At 60.0% G+C, this 19,305-nt stretch carries 14 protein-coding genes; 5 read left to right on the top strand and 9 right to left on the bottom strand.

Annotated features, from left to right (window positions below):
- Positions 1-76 precede the first annotated feature (76 nt).
- Positions 77-1,405 carry an adenylosuccinate lyase gene (purB, locus tag ACVDG9_RS15685; protein ID WP_023000891.1) on the bottom strand — a complete coding sequence of 443 codons (1,329 nt, stop codon included), beginning with the start codon at positions 1,403-1,405 and terminating at the stop codon, positions 77-79.
- Between the two features lie 158 nt (positions 1,406-1,563).
- Here purB and ACVDG9_RS15680 point away from each other — a divergent pair, with 158 nt between their 5' ends.
- The gene (locus tag ACVDG9_RS15680; protein WP_447238419.1) at positions 1,564-2,046 is read left to right on the top strand and encodes an NUDIX hydrolase; all 483 of its coding nucleotides are present in this window, start codon (positions 1,564-1,566) and stop codon (positions 2,044-2,046) included.
- Between the two features lie 18 nt (positions 2,047-2,064).
- Here ACVDG9_RS15680 and ACVDG9_RS15675 read toward each other — a convergent pair whose 3' ends face one another.
- The 5 genes from ACVDG9_RS15675 to ACVDG9_RS15655 all read right to left on the bottom strand — a co-directional run bounded on the left by ACVDG9_RS15675 (position 2,065) and on the right by ACVDG9_RS15655 (position 7,160).
- Positions 2,065-3,642, bottom strand: a complete 1,578-nt coding sequence (locus ACVDG9_RS15675) for an APC family permease (RefSeq protein ID WP_447239034.1) — start codon at positions 3,640-3,642, stop codon at positions 2,065-2,067.
- 311 nt (positions 3,643-3,953) lie between these two features.
- Positions 3,954-4,253, bottom strand: coding sequence for a GIY-YIG nuclease family protein (locus ACVDG9_RS15670; protein WP_055655048.1), 300 nt, complete (start codon positions 4,251-4,253; stop codon positions 3,954-3,956).
- Between the two features lie 296 nt (positions 4,254-4,549).
- Positions 4,550-5,221, bottom strand: a complete 672-nt coding sequence (gene rpe, locus ACVDG9_RS15665; RefSeq protein ID WP_152506214.1) for a ribulose-phosphate 3-epimerase — start codon at positions 5,219-5,221, stop codon at positions 4,550-4,552.
- A gap of 121 nt (positions 5,222-5,342) precedes the next feature.
- Positions 5,343-6,125, bottom strand: a complete 783-nt coding sequence (locus ACVDG9_RS15660) for a DUF2259 domain-containing protein (protein WP_447238418.1) — start codon at positions 6,123-6,125, stop codon at positions 5,343-5,345.
- Between the two features lie 69 nt (positions 6,126-6,194).
- A complete protein-coding gene (locus ACVDG9_RS15655) occupies positions 6,195-7,160 on the bottom strand; it encodes a bile acid:sodium symporter family protein (protein WP_031269250.1) in 966 nt (321 codons plus the stop codon).
- Positions 7,161-7,261: 101 nt separating this feature from the next.
- On the opposite strand from ACVDG9_RS15655, the gene ACVDG9_RS15650 reads away from it, so the two are divergent.
- Entirely contained in the window at positions 7,262-8,530 is a 1,269-nt protein-coding gene (locus ACVDG9_RS15650; protein ID WP_447238417.1) for an NAD(P)/FAD-dependent oxidoreductase, read from the top strand.
- Positions 8,531-8,563: 33 nt separating this feature from the next.
- Here the strand turns inward: ACVDG9_RS15650 and ACVDG9_RS15645 are convergent, their stop codons facing one another.
- Positions 8,564-9,043 carry an Lrp/AsnC family transcriptional regulator gene (locus tag ACVDG9_RS15645; protein ID WP_006939550.1) on the bottom strand — a complete coding sequence of 160 codons (480 nt, stop codon included), beginning with the start codon at positions 9,041-9,043 and terminating at the stop codon, positions 8,564-8,566.
- A gap of 147 nt (positions 9,044-9,190) precedes the next feature.
- On the opposite strand from ACVDG9_RS15645, the gene ACVDG9_RS15640 reads away from it, so the two are divergent.
- Positions 9,191-12,712, top strand: coding sequence for an indolepyruvate ferredoxin oxidoreductase family protein (locus tag ACVDG9_RS15640; protein WP_228872550.1), 3,522 nt, complete (start codon positions 9,191-9,193; stop codon positions 12,710-12,712).
- Between the two features lie 113 nt (positions 12,713-12,825).
- Here ACVDG9_RS15640 and ACVDG9_RS15635 read toward each other — a convergent pair whose 3' ends face one another.
- Positions 12,826-13,056, bottom strand: a complete 231-nt coding sequence (locus tag ACVDG9_RS15635; RefSeq protein WP_447238416.1) for a hypothetical protein — start codon at positions 13,054-13,056, stop codon at positions 12,826-12,828.
- Between the two features lie 450 nt (positions 13,057-13,506).
- Between ACVDG9_RS15635 and ACVDG9_RS15630 the strand changes: the two genes are divergently transcribed.
- Together ACVDG9_RS15630 and ACVDG9_RS15625 are read left to right on the top strand one after the other, a co-directional pair.
- Positions 13,507-14,592: a DUF2336 domain-containing protein gene (locus ACVDG9_RS15630; RefSeq protein WP_023000900.1), complete on the top strand. Its 1,086-nt coding sequence runs from the start codon at positions 13,507-13,509 to the stop codon at positions 14,590-14,592.
- Positions 14,593-14,754: 162 nt separating this feature from the next.
- The gene (locus ACVDG9_RS15625) at positions 14,755-17,172 is read left to right on the top strand and encodes a mechanosensitive ion channel family protein (RefSeq protein ID WP_447238415.1); all 2,418 of its coding nucleotides are present in this window, start codon (positions 14,755-14,757) and stop codon (positions 17,170-17,172) included.
- 117 nt (positions 17,173-17,289) lie between these two features.
- Here the strand turns inward: ACVDG9_RS15625 and ACVDG9_RS15620 are convergent, their stop codons facing one another.
- Positions 17,290-19,173 carry a caspase family protein gene (locus ACVDG9_RS15620; RefSeq protein WP_447238414.1) on the bottom strand — a complete coding sequence of 628 codons (1,884 nt, stop codon included), beginning with the start codon at positions 19,171-19,173 and terminating at the stop codon, positions 17,290-17,292.
- Positions 19,174-19,305: the final 132 nt, after the last annotated feature.

The raw sequence follows: 19,305 nt of genomic DNA, 5'->3' as shown, positions 1-19,305 counted from the left end.
CTGCTTTGGGTCTCCGATCCCGGATCTTCGCTTCGCTGCGTCCGGGATGACGAACCCACCGCGTTTCAGGGAAGCCTTACGCTTCGCCGAACACCCGTTCGAAGATCACATCGACATTCTTGGTGTGGTAGCCGAGGTCGAAGCGGTCGCGGATTTCTTCTTCGGACAGATATTTGCGCACATCCGCGTCGTTCAGAAGTTCGGTCAGGAAGTCGACCGAGGCGGCCCCAGCCACCTGGTAGCTGTCCCAGACCTTCATGGCGTTGCGCTGGACCAGACGGTATGCGTCCTCGCGCGACGAACCGGCCTGGGTGAGAGCGAGCAGGATACGCTGGGAATGCACGAGGCCGCCGAGACGGTCCATGTTGCCGATCATGCGCTCCGGATAGACCAGCAGCTTGTCGATAACGCCCGTCAGGCGGGCCAGAGCGAAATCAAGGGTGATGGTCGCGTCCGGGCCGATCATGCGCTCGACGGAGGAATGGGAAATGTCGCGCTCGTGCCAGAGAGCCACGTTTTCCATTGCGGGAATGGAGAAGCCGCGGACGATACGGGCAAGACCGGTCAGGTTCTCGGTCAGGACGGGGTTGCGCTTGTGCGGCATTGCCGACGAGCCCTTCTGGCCCTTGGAGAAGAATTCTTCGGCTTCCAGAACCTCGGTACGCTGCAGGTGGCGGACTTCCGTTGCCACGCGCTCGATGGAGGAGGCGATCACGCCGAGGGTCGCGAAATACATCGCGTGACGGTCACGCGGGATCACCTGGGTGGAGACCGGTTCGGCCTGGAGGCCCATGGCCTTGGCGACGTGTTCTTCCACGGCCGGGTCGATGTTTGCGAAGGTGCCGACCGCACCGGAAATGGCGCAGGTGGCGATTTCCTCACGAGCTGCCAGCAGGCGCTTCTTGCAGCGGTCGAACTCGGCATAGGCTTCGGCCATCTTCAGGCCAAAGGTTACCGGTTCGGCATGGATGCCGTGGGAGCGACCGATGCAGACGGTGTCCTTGTGTTCCATTGCCCGGCGCTTGATCGCGGCAAGCAGGGCGTCCATGTCGGCCAGCAGCATGTCGGTTGCCTTGACCAGCTGGACGTTGAAGCAGGTGTCGAGCACATCGGACGAGGTCATGCCCTGGTGCACGAAACGGGCATCCGGGCCAACGATTTCCGCCAGATGGGTCAGGAAGGCGATGACGTCGTGTTTGGTCTCGCGCTCGATCTCGTCGATGCGGTCTATGTCGAACGTGGCGCTGCCACCCTTTTCCCAAATGGTCTTGGCCGCTTCTTTCGGAATGACCCCGAGCTCGGCCAGTGCGTCGCAGGCATGGGCCTCGATCTCGAACCAGATGCGGAACTTCGATTCCGGCGACCAGATGGCAACCATGTCGGGACGGGAATAGCGCGGGATCATCGGCGAATGGACCTCGTATGTGGAAAATCTGGCTGCGGAATAGCAGAGGGGCGCTGCCCCTTCAATGCGGAGACGCGGTTTTTGCTTGCAGCAAAGTGCCCGAATGTGAATTTTACGGTGCACACGAGCGCGATGCGACTGTCTTTGAGGAGACACGGATGACAATCTGGCGGCCGGCTAACACGATTGCGGTCAAGGCTCTTGCCCTGATCTGGCAGGATGACGCGCTGCTTCTGTCAGACGTGCGGAACGATACGGGACGTATCACCGGCATGCGGCCGCTCGGCGGCACCGTGGAGTTTGGCGAGCCCTGGCGCGATACGCTCCAGCGTGAGTTCCTGGAAGAACTGGGAGCAAGGATCACTCTGCTGGACGAGTATATCGTCATGGAGAACATCTACGATCATCATGGCGTCGCAGGCCACGAGATCGTTTTCCTGTGCCACGCCCATTTTACCGACAACAGCTACTACCGGACCGATACCATCGTTTACGAGGTGAACGATGACACGGTCGGGACGGCACGCTGGATCACGCTTGACGAACTGGCCGCCAAGGGTCTTGAGCTCTATCCCTCCGGTTTGCAGGACAAGCTGCCAGGGCAGGCGGGGAAACCCGTGCCGGGCCGTCGTTTCAGCTAGGCTGGATCCTGAGCCGCCTCACGCGCCGTCGCCGTATTCCATCCGCTCGTCAGCCTTTTCCTCGGCCATGTAGAGATCGAACTTGTCCTGGTGAAGGCGAAGGCGCACCGCCAGGATGTAGACCGCGACTGCCAGAGCAGAAACCACGGCGATATCCGGTCCAACCGGCAGGTAGCCCGCGCCGCCGCCGAAGGATCCAAGCCAGGAAATGAGCACAAGACCTGCAAGATAGGGAGCAAGCCAGGCCGCCTCGCGCCAGTCCAGGCTGTCGAAGCCGCCTCTGCTGTTGCGGTAGATCATCAGCAGGAAACCGATGACCAGGCAGACGCCCAGATGCAGCATGGTGTCCCAGCCGCTCCAGTAGATGATCAGGCTGGCGACGACGAAGGCAAGACACCCGGTGACAGGAGCGGCCGGCAGCACGAAGGCGCGCGGGGCGTCGGCCATCAGCTGGCGGAAGGCCAGCACGGCGACAGGGCCGACGACGAAAGACAACACGATGGATGACGTGTTGAGGGCGAGCACTTCGTTGAATGGCAGAATGAAGAAGAACAGAGCCGAGACCACGAAGTTGATCAGCAAAGCGAACAGCGGCACGCCGCGCGCCGAAAGCGTTTCCATGAACTTCGGAAAGAGACCGTTCTGGGCCATGGCAAGGCCGAGGCGGGCATTTGAGCCGACGGACACAAGCGCCGAGGCAAAACTGGAGATGCGGGCGCTGCTGTCCAGAATGCTGACGATCCAGAGCGCGCCGACGGCGGTCGCAAGGGCCGCCATGGGCCCCAGCTCGCCCGGGAAGCTGAGCGCCGCCCAGCCTTGCTTGAGCTGTGACTGATCAAGGGCGCCTAGGAAGGCGAGCTGCAGCCCGCCGTAGATCAGCAGGCAGACGACCAGGCTGATCACAAGCGCCAGCGGCACGTTCACCTTCGGATTGCGGGCTTCCCCGGCCATATCGATCACGTGGCGGAACCCGATCAGGGCGAAGATCACACCGCCGGTTGAGATCGCCGACAGGATGCCCTTCAGTCCCTCGGGGGCAAAGCCGCCGTATTCACTGAAATTGGCGTATCGGAACTCGGACGTGAGGATAACGGCGGCCAGTCCGGCCGGAACAAGGATCTTGACCCAGGTGAGCGCCGTGTTGAGACGGGCAAAGAAGCGGACGCCAAAGGCATTGAGAACCGTGAAGACCGCCAGCAGGACGCAGGCAACCGCCAGACCGGCAGGGCTGAGAAGTCCGTCTGACCCGTAAAGCCAGGGGGCAAGGCTCTTGGAGTAGCGCAGTACTGCCTCCACCTCGATGGTGGCGGTGGTGTTGTAGCCAACCCAGGCCGTCCAGCCCATTGTCATGGAGACGACCGACCCGTGGGAGAAATGCGGCACACGGCCGATGCCGCCTGCAACCGGCAGAATCGCCGCGATCTCGGCGAAGGTCGCGGCAAGAAGCAGCATCGCGAAGCCGCCAATCATCCAGGCGATGAGTGATGACGGCCCGGCAGCTTGCGCAGCCATCAAGGGCGCGAACAGCCAGCCAGATCCGAGAATTCCGCTGATCGCCACAAAGGTGAGGCTCAGCAGACCGATACTGCGTTGCATATGCGCCAAGACGATTCCCCCAGTCTTTAACGGGGAGAGCTTAACCGAGGGAATGTCTCGACGGAAAGACGCGTTGCGGAAGTAATTGCTTCGCGACCGGAAGTCGTGGGTGAAAACGGTATCTGTAGCCCATCTTTCGAGACGGACCTGGCGGTCCTCCTCAAGATGAGGAAGTGCTTGTTGGAGGTCTGAAGTGAAAGTTGTCTCTGGGCCTGAAAACATCAGAGCTCTAGAGCATTAGAGCGCCAAACCGATCCACCACCTCATCCTGAGGAAGCGCGAAGCGCTGTCTCGAAGGATGGGCCATTTGCTCAATTTTTTGATGCGGTTTCACCCCGTTTCGACAGCGCGGGAAGCAGGTCGAACTCACCTTTGATCAAGGCTTCTTTCTTGTCACGCCGCCATCCTTTTACCTGGCGTTCGCAGGCAATCGCGTCTGTAAGCTGCTCGAACTCGCAATTGAAAACCAGTTCAACCGGTCGGTAGCGCGCTGTGTAACCGTCGTACGTTCCTTGCTGATGTTCACTAACTCGGCTCGCGAGATCCTTTCGCGTGACGCCTGTGTAATAGCTGCCGTTCGAACATCTGAGGATATAGAAAGTAACCTTCATCGATGCTGGATATCATGGCTTGGACAAATAATGGACGGGCCGGTTGGGGGTGTGGCCCATCCTTCGAGACGGACCTAAAGGTCCTCCTCAGGATGAGGTCGTTAGTGTAGACGGGCTGAAGCGGTGGTTGCTTCCCTGTCCCCCACCACCTCATCCTGAGGAAGGCCAAAGGCCTGTCTCGAAGGATGGGCCGCTTGCTCAGCCTCGCACAGCGTTTCCTCTAAAAAAGCGGTTGCCTTATGGGTGCCTAGTCCACGGCGTATGACCCGGGCACTCGATAAGAGCTAGCGCCGCCTTCAAGCCTCTTCCGCGGCCTTGCGGATCGCGGAGATATTGCCGGCATAGCTTTCCACCGTGCCGCCCTTGAAGACTGCGGACCCTGCCACCAGCACATTGGCACCAGCCGCTGCAACGAGGGGGGCGGTTTCGGGGGTGACGCCACCGTCGATTTGGAGGTCGATCGGACGGTCACCGATCATCTGGCGGATGCGGCGGGTCTTTTCGACCTGCGACTGGATGAATTTCTGACCGCCGAAACCCGGGTTGACCGTCATCACCAGAATGAGATCCAGCCGGTCGAGAACATATTCAATGACGCTTTCCGGGGTCGACGGGTTCAGAGAAACACCGGCCTTCTTGCCCAGATTGCGGATTGCCTGCAGAGACCGGTCGAGATGGGGGCCGGCCTCGGCATGAACCGTGATGATGTCGGATCCTGCCTTTGCAAAGGCTTCCAGGTAGGGATCGCAGGGAGCGATCATCAGGTGGGTGTCGAAGATCTTGTCCGTGTGCGGGCGCAGCTTGGCGATGACATCCGGGCCGAAGGTGATGTTCGGCACGAAGTGGCCGTCCATGACGTCGAGATGGATCCAGTCGGCTCCCGCTTCCACCACGTCGCGGACTTCCTGGCCGAGTTTGGAAAAATCGGAGGCGAGGATGGAGGGGGCAATCTTGATGTCGCGCGGCATGGCAAACTCCCGGACAGGCCAGACGGGCCGTTATCGTCCCGTTTTCTGATGTTGCCGCCGCGCTAGCACTTCTGATGCGACTGGGCAAGATACCCGAGCCGGCCTCAATCGGTTTAGAAGCTCAAAGACGTCCCGTTATCGCCAGATATCTGCGGTCCGGTCCTTCGAAGCCGAGGCTATCCATCTGGATCAGCACGGCAAAGACTGGCGGGGCTTCATCGGGGAAATGGGTGACGATGCGCTCAATCCGGTAAGCCAGTGGGCAACGGCGGCTTTCAGGCACGCTGTTGTCCTCGTTGAGGATGCGGGTGACGCCATTGTGGACCATGGTCAGGCGGAACCCCTTGGTCTCGGCACCGTAGCTCTGGCACTGGGCATTCGGCAGGGGGTATTCCGACAGGGTGAGGTCGATTGGATCGTCACCGGACAGGAAGGCGGTACGGGTGGCAACCAGCATCTTGTGGGGATCGGATGTCAATTCCGTGCGAGGATTGAAACCGACCGTCTGGCCTTTACCGGCAATGGCCTTGTCCTGAAGCAGCGGCTGGGCGGCAAGACGGTTCTCCGCCCTGGTCTCCGACAGGGCGTTGTCGGCTGCATCGCCCGGACCCGGGTCAACATCCTTGCGCAGGCGGAAGGGGGACGGCGGCACCCAGGTATCGCCGATCACGTCGACAACGAAGATCTCAGAATAGGGGAAGCCGGATCCGTCCTGGACGCCGAACTGCTCAAAGGCGAAGAAATCGCCGTTCCTGGAAAAGCCGAGAAGCTGAAGCTCTGCGGTGTCTCCAGCCATTGCGGCCGGAGCGAGGCTCGCGCCGGCAAGCAGGAGCGTTGCGGCACACAGAAGACTGCGGCCCGCCGATGAGCACAGGGATTTGACGGTGGATGGCAGAACGGACACGGCACTTTCCTCACGCGAAGTGTTTGACCTGGCAAGTGGTAAGCCTAGCACGTTCGCCTGTCAGGTGTGCTACGTCACAGTTTTCACGTTCAGACGGCAGAACACCCGTACAAACGGTTTCAGGAACAGGGGCAGGATGTAGATCGGAAACTGGCCGACAGCGAACCAGAGCCAGGTGAATTCCGGCAGGGTGCCACCGAAGGCGGCGACCATCAGTCCCATGTTTCTGGTGCCACAGGTATGGGCGATTGCATAGGCGTCTTCTCGGGTCGCCGGTGAGAACAGCAGCAGGCTGAGCGCAATCTGTACCAGTGCGAGGCAGAAGGTGATGGCGGTAAGGCCCAGCGTGAACAGTGGTTTTGCGGCAAAGCTTGCGGCGACACCGTCCATGGCAGCTATGGCAAAGACCAGCAGCAGCAGCACATTGAGACCGCTGATGTGGTGGGAGGAGCGAGCCAGGCGCTCTTCACCGGCCAGTTTGCGAAAGGCGATCGAGACCGCAAAGGCGCCTGCGAGCAGCAGGGAGAGCTGGATGGCTAGCCCTCCGACGCTGAGAGGCAGGGCAGGCCCGAGCATCAACTCGCCGATGAAGGGGGCCGTCAGCGGGGTGATGATCAGAGCGGCAACAGAAAGCGCGAGACTGAGGGTGCCATCAAGGCCGAGCAAATAGATGAAGGCAGGAGCTGCCATCACCGGGGGAGCGGCGGTTGCGATGAAAAGGGCCAACATCACATCGGGGCCAAGAGCCTTCAGTCCGGAGAGATCGATCAGCAGCCACGTCAGCAGGGGTGCGCCGAGCATCATCCACAGGAGGGCGGCAATCAGAAGCGTGGGGCGACGCAGGCGCATGCGGATCGCGAAGGTGTCGACCCGCAGAAAAGCCAGGGTCAACAGGCTGAAGACGGCAACGGTCAGGTAGGGCCGCAGATAGGCGGACAGCGCCGGCAAGGCCATGCCGATGAAGATACTCACAGCAAGGGCGGCCGTTCCGTTGCGCCCGATCCATGCCAAGCCTGCACCACACCATCGAATCATCTTAAGTTGTCCTTTGAACCGCGAGTTGTGGCAGGCACTTCCGCGCCTCTTAAAGGATCCGGACCTCGGACGCCAGTATTAGGGCACCGTCCGGAACAGGCATGACAGCAAAAACCAGGCAAACGCAATCCTTCGACGTGATGGTGCTCGGCGCCGGTATCGTCGGCGTGTCGACGGCACTGCATCTGCAGCGGCTGGGCCTGTCCGTTGCGCTGATCGACCGCAAGCACCCGGGCGAGGAAGCTTCCTTCGGCAATGCCGGGATTGTCCAGCGCAACGGCTTCGTACCGCATGCGGTGCCGACGCATCCGCTCACGCTTCTGGGGATCCTTTTCGGCCGCTCAAGTGCCGTTTCGCTGGATATGGCCACCGTACTGCGGATGTTGCCGTGGCTGCGCCAGTTCCACGCAGCAGGCAATGCCCGCGGGGTTGAGGCCTATTCGCGGGCGATTGCTCCGTTGAGAGCCTTCGCCGTCGAGGAGCATCTCGACCTGGCGCATGCGACCAATGCCAACCGCTTTTACCGCCAGGGCGGCTGGCTGCATCTTTACCGCTCGGAGACTGCCTTCCAGGCAAGCGAGACCGAACGCCAATACGCGCGGGTGTTTGGCGTTTCCTATCGGGAAATGTCGGCTGGCGAGATCGGAACGCTGGAGCCTGGCCTGACGGCGCAGGGGCTGAGAGGCGTTCATTGGCCGGAAAGTTGTTCGGTGTCCAATCCCGGTGCCGTGGTCGATGCTTTCTGGCGGGGATTCGTGCATGACGGGGGCGGGTATTTCCGCGCCGATGCGATGAAGCTGAAGCAGGAGCGTGGCGGCTGGCAAATCGAGGGGGAACGCGGCACATTGTTTTCCCGCCAGGCAGTGGTTGCCCTCGGCGCCTGGACCGCGGATCTGCTGGCACGCCTTGGAGAAACCTATCCGCTTGCAGTCAAGCGTGGCTACCACATGCATTATCGTCCGTTGTCCGGGGCGTCCCTGTCACGACCGGTTGTGGATGTCGAAAACGGCTTCGCCCTGACACCGACGGACAATGGCATTCGCCTGACCACTGGTGTCGAACTGGCCGAGCGCGATGCCCCGCCCAATCCGGCGATTGTCAAGCTGGCGAAACGACGGGCCGAGGAAATTTTTCCGCTTGGTCGGGCGTTACAGGAACAGCCGTGGATGGGAAGCAGGCCGTGCCTGCCGGATTCGCTGCCCGTGGTTGGTCCGTCTGCAAAGATCCCGGGCCTGTGGCTCAACTTCGGCCATGCTCATGACGGTTTCACGCTCGGGCCGGTGACGGGACGGCTGCTGGCCAGCATGATTGCGGGCAAGCAGCCTTTCCTGGACCCGGCGGGGCTGTCTGCGTTGCGGTTCGCCACCTGAGCGTCTAACCTGGCGGTCGTGCAAGGTCGGATGTCAGCTCTCGCGCAAGGGCAGGGCGACGGTATCCTTCACCGTATTGACGACGATGCGAGACTGCACATCGGACACGAGTGTATTGTCCAGCAGCTTCAAACGCAGAAAATTGTCGTAGGTTTTGATATCATCCGTCACAACCTTGATAAGATAGTCGACGGCACCGGTGATGCGCTCGCACGTCACGACTTCGGGCCAATGGTGGACCAGCTTGTCGAATGTTTCCATGTTCTCGCGGCTGGGAACCGCAAGCTTGACGAACGAGTAGGCCACGAAGCCAAGACCCACGGATTCGCGGTCGATGATGGCAGTGATCTGGCGGATGATTCCCTGTTCCTTGAGGCGCTTGATCCGGCGCCAGCAAGGCGTCTGGCTCATGCCCGCTTCCTTTGCCACTTCGGCAATGGAGAGCGACGCATCCCGTTGCAGTACACGCAGAACACGTATGTCCGACGGGTCGAGAAGATATTTATCTGTCATTGGATATTTTAGGAATTTTTATTCTGCCTCTGGGTGATTGGCCGTGACGATAGCACAGAAATTGCCTGAGAAAAGGATGATATTACCTATTATGTGAGGTTGCCGCCGGGGGACATTGCCCCAGATGTCGGTTGAGGAGGAATTCGGATGAACGTGCACATGCCAACCGTTACCCTGGAGGACAAATACGTCGCCACGGAAGGACGGGTCTATCTGACAGGCATACAGGCGCTTGTCCGGCTGGCGCTCGATCGGGCGCGCATGGACCAGTTGGCCGGCCTGAAAACGGGCGGCTTCATTTCCGGCTACCGGGGATCGCCGCTTGCCGGTTACGACACAGAGCTGATGCGGGCTCATCGCCACCTCAAGGGGTATGACGTCGTCTTCAAGCCGGGCGTCAACGAAGAGCTGGGCGCGACCGCAGTGTGGGGCAGCCAGAAGCTGCGCGGCGAGGGCGGTGTTGGACGGGCAACCTCTTACGACGGCGTCTTCGGCATCTGGTACGGCAAGGCGCCGGGCGTCGACCGTGCCGGCGATGTGCTGCGTCAAGCCAACGCTTCGGGCACCGACCGCAACGGCGGTGTGCTTGCCTTGGCCGGTGATGACCACCTTGCAAAATCCTCCATCCTTCCGGCGCAGAGCGAGTTCTATTTCGAGCATGCGGAAATTCCGGTCCTGAACCCGGCCGATATCCAGGATGTTCTCGACTACGGCCTGCACGGCCTGGAAATGTCCCGCTTCACCAGCCTCTGGACGGCCCTGATCTGCGTTGCCGACACGATGGATGCATCGGCAACGATCAATATCTCTCCGAACAGGCTGCGCATGGTGCGTCCGCTGGAAGGCGATCCGCGCAAGGACTATCACCAGAATCGCGATCTCCTTCTGGGTAACCGCCTGGAGACAGAGCGTCTGGTGCGCGATCTTCGTATTCCGGCGGCTCAGGCCTATGTGCGGACAAACGGTCTGGACCGGGTCACCTTCGGAACGAGGACCAATCCCAAATACGGCATCGTTGCTTCCGGCAAGGCCTACCGGGATCTGCTGCAGGCGCTCGACCTGATGGGCATTACAGAAGACTTTGCCAAGGCGCTGGGCCTCGGGGTTTACAAGGTGGCAATGAGCTGGCCTCTGGAGCCGCTCGGCCTGCGTGATTTCGCCCGTGGCACAGAACGTTTGCTGGTGGTGGAGCACAAGCGCGCGTTCATGGAATCCCAGATCAAGGACATCTCCTATCACTGGCCGGAAATGAGCCGGCCGGAGATCTGGGGCAAACGCCGTCCGGACGGGACACCGTTCCTGTCCGACGTTCTGGAACTGTCCGTTGCCGAGCTGATCGAAGGCCTCATGACCTGGCTGCCGGGCGATGTGGTTTCGGAAGAAATGCGCGCCGTTGCCAACCGGATGACCAAACAGGCCATGTGGGCCCAGGGCCATGCGGAACGCGCTGCCCGTATTCCCTACTTCTGCTCAGGCTGCCCGCATTCCACGTCGACCAAGACACCGGAAGGCTCCCGCTCGCTGCCGGGCATCGGCTGCCACGCGATGACGGAAATGGCCGGCCGGACAACGGAAGGCCAGATTGCGATGGGCGGCGAGGGTGTCCTGTGGGTCGGGCAGCAGCCCTTCTCCGGCGACAGCCACGTCTTTGCCAACGTCGGCGACGGCACCTACTTCCATTCCGGCATCCTGGCGATCCGGCAGGCGCTCGCCTCCAACGTGCCGATCACCTACAAGATCCTCTACAACGACGCGGTTGCCATGACCGGTGGCCAGAAGGTGGACGGCCAGCTGACCGTTCCGCAGATCACCCGTCAGCTGGAAGCCGAAGGCGTCGAGCGGATCGCGGTTGTTTCGGAGAACCCGGACAGCTACGGCTCCTGGACACCGCTTGCCCCGGGAACCAAGATTCACCACCGCGACGAACTGATGGAGGTTCAGGAGGAGTTCCAGACCTTCAAGGGCGTGTCGGTGATCGTTTACGACCAGACCTGCGCCGCGGAAAAGCGTCGCCGGCGCAAGCGCGGGCAGTTTCCCGATCCGGACATGCGCCTCTTTATCAACGACCGGGTGTGTGAAGGCTGCGGCGACTGTTCCGTGCAGTCCAACTGCCTGTCGGTGGAGCCACTGGCAACGCCATTCGGTGAAAAGCGCGTCATCAACCAGTCGAGCTGCAACAAGGACTTCTCCTGTATCAAGGGGTTCTGCCCGTCCTTTGTGGAGATCAACGGTGCTGCACTGAAGAAGCCGAAGAAGGCGGATGTCGATATCGACACCCTGGTGGAAACCCTGCCGCTGCCGACACTTGCTTCGCTTGACCGCACCTGGAACACGCTGGTGGCCGGTATCGGCGGCATGGGCGTGACCACGATCAGCGCGATCCTGGCTATGGCGGCCCATGTGGACGGCAAACAGGCTTCCACGCTGGACATGACCGGCCTTGCCCAGAAGGGTGGCCCGGTGACGTCTCACGTGCGTTTTGCGGCGGGCAACAGGTCGATTGAAGGTCCGCGGGTTCCGGCAGCCAGCCTCGACCTTCTGATCGCGAGTGACATGGTGGTGGCCGCGAACGCGGATCAGCTCGCGCTCGCTCATCGTGGTCACACGATGACCGTCGCCAACACCAAGGTGGCCCCGACTGCGGAATTCGTGCTGAAGCAGACGCTTTCCTTCGATGAAAAGCAGATGGACAGCGCCCTGCGCAAAGCCTCCGGCACATATCTGCCTGTCAATGCTGCAGACATTGCCGAGAAGCTTCTGGGCGATGCCATCTATGCCAACATGCTGCTGGTCGGCATGGCTTTCCAGAGTGGCGCATTGCCGGTCTCGGACTATGCCATCGAAACCGCGCTGGAGCTCAACGGCGCGTCGGTGAAGAACAACATCAAGGCGTTCCGTGCAGGCCGCGTGCTGGCTGCAGATCCGGAAAAACTGCTCAAGGCCCTGCCGTCGGAAGCCAAGCAGCGTGTCTTTACCGTCGATGAGAAGATTGCCTTCAACGCCCAGGAGCTGACTGCCTATCAGGATGCGGCCTACGCACAGCGTTATCTGGATCTGGTCGGCAAGGTCAAAGAGGCTGACGAAGCGCATGGTCCGGGCACGTTCCGTCTGACGCAGACTGTGTCCGACATGCTCTTCAAGTTGATGGCCTACAAGGACGAATATGAAGTCGCGCGGCTTTATAGCGATCCTGCCTTCAAGGAGAAGATCGCGCAGCGCTTTGAAGACCCGAAGAAGCTGAAGGTTCATCTGGCACCGCCATTCCTCGCGCATCGCAAGGATCCGAAGACCGGCCGTCCGCAGAAGATTGCCTTCGGACCCTGGATCTTCTCCGCGTTCAGCTTCCTGGCGAAGTTCAAGGGCATGCGCGGCAAATGGTACGACCCGTTCGGCCGTACGGCGGAACGCAAGACAGAGCGCGCGCTCATCAGCCAGTATGAGGGCGATATTGCCGAGATCCTGAAGCGGCTGCCGGAAGGACACTACGGCCTGTTGGTCGAGCTCGCCCGGGTTCCGGATCTTATCCGCGGGTTTGGTCCGATCAAGGATGACAACATCGAAAAGGCGACTGAAAAGCGCCGTGTGCTTCTGGAGCAGCTCGACAGAAGCAACGACGGCGGTTCGGACAACAAGACCGGCACCAAGGAGTTTCTGGCGGCAGCCGAATAAAGGCTGAGCAGGAACAGCAAAAAACCGGCGCCGCAGGGTGCCGGTTTTTTTATGTCTTCTGCTCCGGGTGAAGGCGCTGCAATCCTGAAACAGACGGCAAGTCCATGGACGAGCTAGCGCCAGGGGCCGCTAATGATCGGCCGCCGCCGGTTTTCTTCGCGGGCTCTCAAATCGTTGTCGCTGAGGACATCGAAAAGAAGATCGTCCGGAATGGATTGATGGCTGGATCGGCGGGAAATGGCCTTGCCAAGTTTCCGTCGCAGGAGGGCCGCCAGTTGATAGAGACCGCGGGTGCGGGAGGGCGGTATGGCGGCGACACGGGGAAAACGGACCACGGAGGACATGGCTGGCTCCAATAAAGAAATATATTGCTTTCTTTATTTAGATTGCGCCTGGTGAAGGGTCAATAAGAAAAGGAAAATATTTCTTTATCTCGTGCGCTGCCGATGGGCACGCCCCTGTCCAGAGGCCTTGCGGCGCAACGAATGTATTTAAACCAGTCGCAATTTCTGACCTTCGGAGGCTATTGAAACGGCCCTTGAAAATCTTTTTTCGGAAAAAATATTCGGATTTCAACGGGATAAAAAAGTGACTTCGAGCGGGGAGCGAAGCGGTCAAAATTGTTACATTTCAATGACATGTAATGAATACATGCGATATAGTTAGAATTGTTCTCAAGTTTTAAAAAAAGACAATTACATTCTGGAAAAGCGCGTTTCGACCTTCTTTAAAACTCATCGTCATTTTCTGTACCAACGCCAAACCGGCACACTTGTGAAAATTGGTAATGGAACATGACTGAAGCGTTGAAAACAGAACTGGTGAACTTCTCGGAGCTGACCGGTGAAGCTGGCAGCGCCCGGAGGGCCGAACTGGCCCGGCATGTCGCAACCCTGTTTGCCCTGACCTCCGATCGGTGCTCCGACGAGCAGGTCGATATTTATGACTCCGTCCTCTTGCGGCTTGTCGACATGGTGGAAGACGAAGTTCGCCGTTATGTCGCTGACCAGATGTCCAGCCTGAGACGCGGTCCGGAAGAAACCATCCGCCGTCTGGCCGATGACGAGATCGAGGTAGCTGAGCCGATCCTGCTGCGCTCCACCGTGCTGCGGGAGGCCGATCTGATCAAGATCGCCGAAAAACGCGGCAATGCGCACCGGTTCGCCATCGCACAGCGCGAAGTTCTGTCTGAAGAGCTGACCGATGTGCTGGTGCGTCGCGGTGATCTGAAGGTCAAGCGCAAGGTGGCCAGCAACGATGGCGCCTGCCTGTCGGATGCATCGATCATGGCCCTGATCAGCGATGCTGCCTCCGATGCGACGCTGCAGCTTTCCTTGAGCGAGCGTGCGGATCTTGCCGAAGCGCATATTGCCAGCCTGATCTCGGTTGCCAGCGAGGAAGTTCGGCGGAAGCTGCATGCAACCGGCCGTGGTCACGAAGCCGAGCGGGTAGAGGAAGCTGCCGATATCGCCGCACAGCGCATGTCCAACCAGTATTGGCTGGGCCGCTACGACTTCGAAACAGCGCGCAGCCGGGTACTGCTGCTGGCCAAACGCGGGATGGTCAATGAGGCCGCCCTGCGCCGGTTCGCCTCGGAAGACCGGTTCGCGGAAGCGGTTGCCACCTTTGCCTGGCTGGTGAGATGCGGTGTCGAGGAAGTCAGCCACTGGATGGTGCGCCCCGATCCGGAGCCGTTCGTCATCCTTGCCAAGGCTTCCGGCTTCTCCTCCATCACCGTGGGTTCCCTGCTGGCCATCGGCCCCTGGCGCCACCGCCTGACACCGGATGTGCGCAGCGATGCCATGGCCATGTTCGAGCGCATGACGATCGCCGAAGCCAAGCGCAAGATGGCTCATTGGAACAACACCGTTCTGCACTGACACAATTAAGCAAGGCGCCTCCTGCCTGCATGTAAGGCCCGGTTCGAAAGGATCGGGCCTCTTCTTTTTCAGCGCCTTGCGAAAAGCCGGCTTTCTTTCAAATGGCACAGATCCGTGCCAAGAAAGACGGGGATCCTTTTCGCGACTCGTCCTGGGGCTGACATGCGCTTTTCACATCCAACCTATCGCCGATCCTGTCTTGCCGATGGCGGCCGCAAGAGGCCAGGCAAGGCGTTCCTTCTTCTGTCAGGTCTGCTTGCACTCTTTCTGTGTCTGGGTGGTTTGCCCTCAGGGGTGCAGGCACAGGGAATACCCGGGCTGTTTTCCGGAAAGGGCTCTACCGAGACCGGTACCGGTACCGGGGCTCCGGCCGCTGAAACAACGGCAGATGGAAATGCGCAGACGGAAGCGGCTGGCTCTGCAGTGGCGCCGGCCGACGGCGCCGGTGAAGGCGCAAACCTTCTTCAGACCGTTGACGAGTTCACCGAAGATGCCGTCGAGGCCCGGGATGTTCTCAAATCCATCGTTCAGAAAATTCCCGAGATCCAGGATGTGATGGTGGAGACCCTGCGCGCCCAGGGGGGCGAACGGGGTCTCAACTGGATGTCGTCGACGCTGGTGGACATTCTGATAGCCGTTGTTCTCGGCCTTGTGGCCTCTTCCCTGGTGAACCGGTGGGGCCGGCGGCAATTCGCGTCCTGGTACCAGCCGGACGCGACGACACGGGCTGACAAGATTATCTATCTTTATGCCCGGGCGATCCTGATGTTCGTCGGTGTCGGGCTCTTCTTTGCCGTAGCGGCCGGGGTATTTCTTCTGGTCGGAACGGGCATTGATGCATCCAACAAGACCGCACTTGTGGTTGTCGGCACCATGGCGGTTTTTCTGGCGCTCCGTGTTGTCTGGCTGAATGTGCTGGCACCCGACGCGGAGAGCCACCGGTTGCTGGCGCTTTCCAATCAGGAAGCGACCGGGCTCTACAGGACGCTGCTGGTCGGCTCCGCCATTTCCCTTGCGGCGGTTGCCTTCTGCCTCTGGATGGAGCGACTGGGTCTGTCGCCTGACATTCACAAGCTGGCATTGATTGCAGCCTCCGCGCTGTCGATGGTCATCCTGTCCGGCATCGCGATTGTCTATCGCAGGGTGATTGGGCGGCTGATCCGGGGAAAGAAGGGGGCTGAAGCGCCGATCTGGCGAAGGGTTCTGGCCAGCGGCTGGCACTTTGTTGCCGTTGCCTATTTCTTCCTCGCCTGGGGGATTTCGGCAGTGCGTATCCTGCTCGACCTGCCGGACGCGATCGGTCTTGTCGGTGCGCCGCTGGAAGTGCTGTTGATGGCTGCGGTTGCCTATGGGCTGCTGATCCTGCTCATCGACCGGGTTCTGTTGCCGAGGCTGGACACGGCCGCCGCACAGGAGAAGATTGCCGAGGACATCAAACGTGCCGAAGCAGGCGAGGGCGGCGAAGAGGATGTTGCCAGCACATTGGCCCAGGCGCGCGCGGAAGCTGCCGAGCGGGAAGCGCGGCGCTCACCCTTCCGGGACCTGTTCGACCGAGGTGCCACTATTCTGGTCGTGTTCACCTCGCTGGACATGCTGGCTTCCAAATGGGGACTGCCGCTTGCCGGTAGCGGCTCGCTGATCGGTTCCTTCGTCGAGGTGCTTCTGGTCATGTTCCTTGGCTACATGGCCTATGAGGCCGTGAAAATCGTCATTGACCGGGAAATTGCCAAGGAAGCGCCTGCCGAGAAAGACGAAGAGGCGGAAGTCGGCGGAACCGGTGAGAGCCGGATTTCCACCTTGCTGCCGATCTTCCGCAATTTCCTGCTCATCACGATCGTGGTGATCGCCACGATGGTGATCCTGTCGCAGCTGGGCGTAAATATCGCGCCATTGTTCGCCGGTGCCGGTGTCGTCGGTCTGGCAGTTGGATTCGGGGCTCAAACCCTCATCCGGGATATCTTCTCCGGAGCTTTCTATCTGATCGACGATGCGTTCCGGAAAGGGGAATACATCGATATCGGCAGCGCCAAGGGCGTTGTCGAAAAGATCTCGATCCGGTCGATGCAACTGCGGCACCACCGCGGTGCGCTTACGACGGTTCCCTTTGGCGAAATTCAGAAAGTGGAGAATTTCTCACGAGACTGGGCGGTGATGAAACTTGCGTTCCGCGTCACCTACGACACCGACGTGGACAAGATGCGCAAGATCATCAAGAACTTCGGCAAGGAGCTGCTGGAGGACGAGTATTTCGGGCCCATGTTCCTGGCGCCGCTGAAATCTCAGGGCATCATGTCGATGGAAGACAGTGCCATGATCGCGCGCGTCAAGTTCACGACTAAACCGGGCAAGCAGTTCGAGCTTCGCAAGGTCGTTTATGCAGGTTTGCGTGATCTGTTCGAAAAGAACGGGATCCGCTTTGCACATCGCCAGGTGACCGTGCGTGTTGCCGGGACCGACAACGACGAAGAGGCAATGCCGCCTGCTGCCAAGGAAGCTGCCGCCGCAGGGGCTGCTGCGGCTGGACTATTGGGCGAAGAGGCCGATGGGGAAGGCCGAGAGGGAGCGGAAGACCGGCTTTAGGGTATGGCCGCTATTAAGGATCATTTGATTTGAGGCGGACCGATCCGGTCACATCCGCAGAGCGCGAAAAAGGCGTCGCCCGCATCCTTGAAATCCATATAACCCACGAGAAAATTACTACTCATCCGCATATTGAAAGAGCGCCTGCAGGGACTGGTCGCCAATCTGGCCGTCAATTTTGCCATGATAAACCCCGGCTTCCTTCAACCGGCGTTGAACGGCCTTGTTGAAGGAGAGCGGGTAAGTGTCGGACTTGGTCAGAAACCAGAACTCCGCTTCGATCCTGCCGCCGGACTTGATTGCCTTCATGAGCCAATCGATGGCGATTTCCCTCCGGTCGCTCTTGAAGGTGCCGTTGAGGTATTGAAGGGTCAGTTCCCGCATCGCAATCGGGTCGTCAGCCGCCGCTGCCTGTTCCAGCAGTTCCCGGGCCCTGTCGATGTTCTTGTCGCCGCCGCGGCCCTTGAGATACATCCAGGCGAGGTTTGTTGCCGCCAGGCCTTCGTCGTCCGACGCCAGCGCGCGCTGGTACCAGTGGCGGGCCTTGAAATCGTTCTGCTCAATTCCTTCGCCTCTGTCATAAGCTCCGGCGACATAAAACGCGGCTTCCGGGTTGCCGGCTTCGGCTGCCTTCTGGAACCACTCGAACGCCTTCGCCTCGTCATAGTCGACGAGGTTGCCTTCGCTATAGGAATGCGCGAGCAGGTTCATGGCATTGGCGTTGCCCAGACGGGCGGATTTTTCCAGAAGCCGCAGCGTTTCTCCCGGCTGCCATTCGACGCCCTTGCCGAGCTCATACGCGACGGCCAGTTCGACCATGGCTTCGGTGTTGTTGAGCTCCGCCGACTGTCGGTACTGGCGGGATGCCTCGGCTTCGTTGCCCGAGCGGTCGAGGACCTTGCCGTAAAGCAGCCGAAGCAGGGCGGAGTTGGGAAAGAGCGCGACGGCGTCATAACAGGCTTGCACGGCCTCTTCGGGATCACTGAGCCCTATATCTGCGTTCTCGATGGCCAGGCATGTCTTGACCGGCCTTGAAGCTGACTGCCGCGCCTTGGCATCCTGGTTGTCGGCAATCGAGGGATGCTTGTGTCCGAGGGCGTTGTTCAGCAGCTTCAAAGCGTCCTCGGCGAATGGCCCGTCCGGATAGCGCTCCAGGTACAGCCTGACTTCATCCGGATTGTCGCCGTAGCGGACGGCTTCCCACAAGGCTTCTTCGCTCGACGCAAGTGCCAGTTTGCCCTGTTCGGTGGGGTTGAAGGTGAAATCCAGAACCAGGGATGAATTTTCCCAGGGGATCTGGGCTCCTTCCGTGGTTTCAATCACATCCGTCCGCACCCGCCGCAGCATGCGGGCAATGTCCAGATCAGGGGTGGAAATGTGCGTCAGCAATGCCTTTGTAAAGGGGCTGTTTCCGTCTGTTCCGTCAAGGGCGACATTGCCTGGCTCCGTTGCGTAGGCGATAAGCGTGCCTGGTCCGGCATCGACCCGGGCGAGCCCCTGGCCTACCTCAACCGCTCTATTCCCCATGGCGCCGGCAAGGGTTTGTGCGAATGGATTGTCACGGCAGGCATCAAGCAGAATGATCCTGGTTTTTGCCGAGCCGTCCATTTGTTGTAGAAGCGATTTGACGGCGATCAGCTCGGCGCTGATGTCGCTTTCTTCCTGCAAATGGGCGTCGGAGGGGACTAGGTAGTTCTCGCCGGCAACCTGGATTCCGTGCCCAGCGTAAAAAAACAGGGCGACGTCAGCCCCTTCCAGGGATTTGGAAAACATCCGGATTGTTTCCAGAAACGAGGAAAGCTGCAGATTTTCCTGCAGCAGGACCTCAAAATTCAGCTCTTTCAGGGCTTCACCAAGTTTCCTTGCGTCGTTGACCGGGTTTTCGAGCGTGCTGGCCGAGGAATAGGCCGCGTTCCCCACGATTAGCGCGACACGCTTTTCGGCATGTGCGGGAACCGTGAAAAGCAGAACGCTGAAAAATAGGTAAATTGATCTCGTCACGGGGCCACGCTCGAAAAACAATTGAACACTCCCAGGCAAAAGCTTCTTCGATCATTTCGTCAAACATGTGTACTGGCGGAAATAAGGCGTCCGGATTTCCTGAAACGGGAAACGAAGTGGCCAGTACCAGGA

This window comes from Roseibium sp. RP-7 (assembly GCF_053005225.1).
The sequence above is the reverse complement of the archived record's forward strand: the minus strand, read 5'-3'. Positions and strand labels throughout refer to the sequence as shown.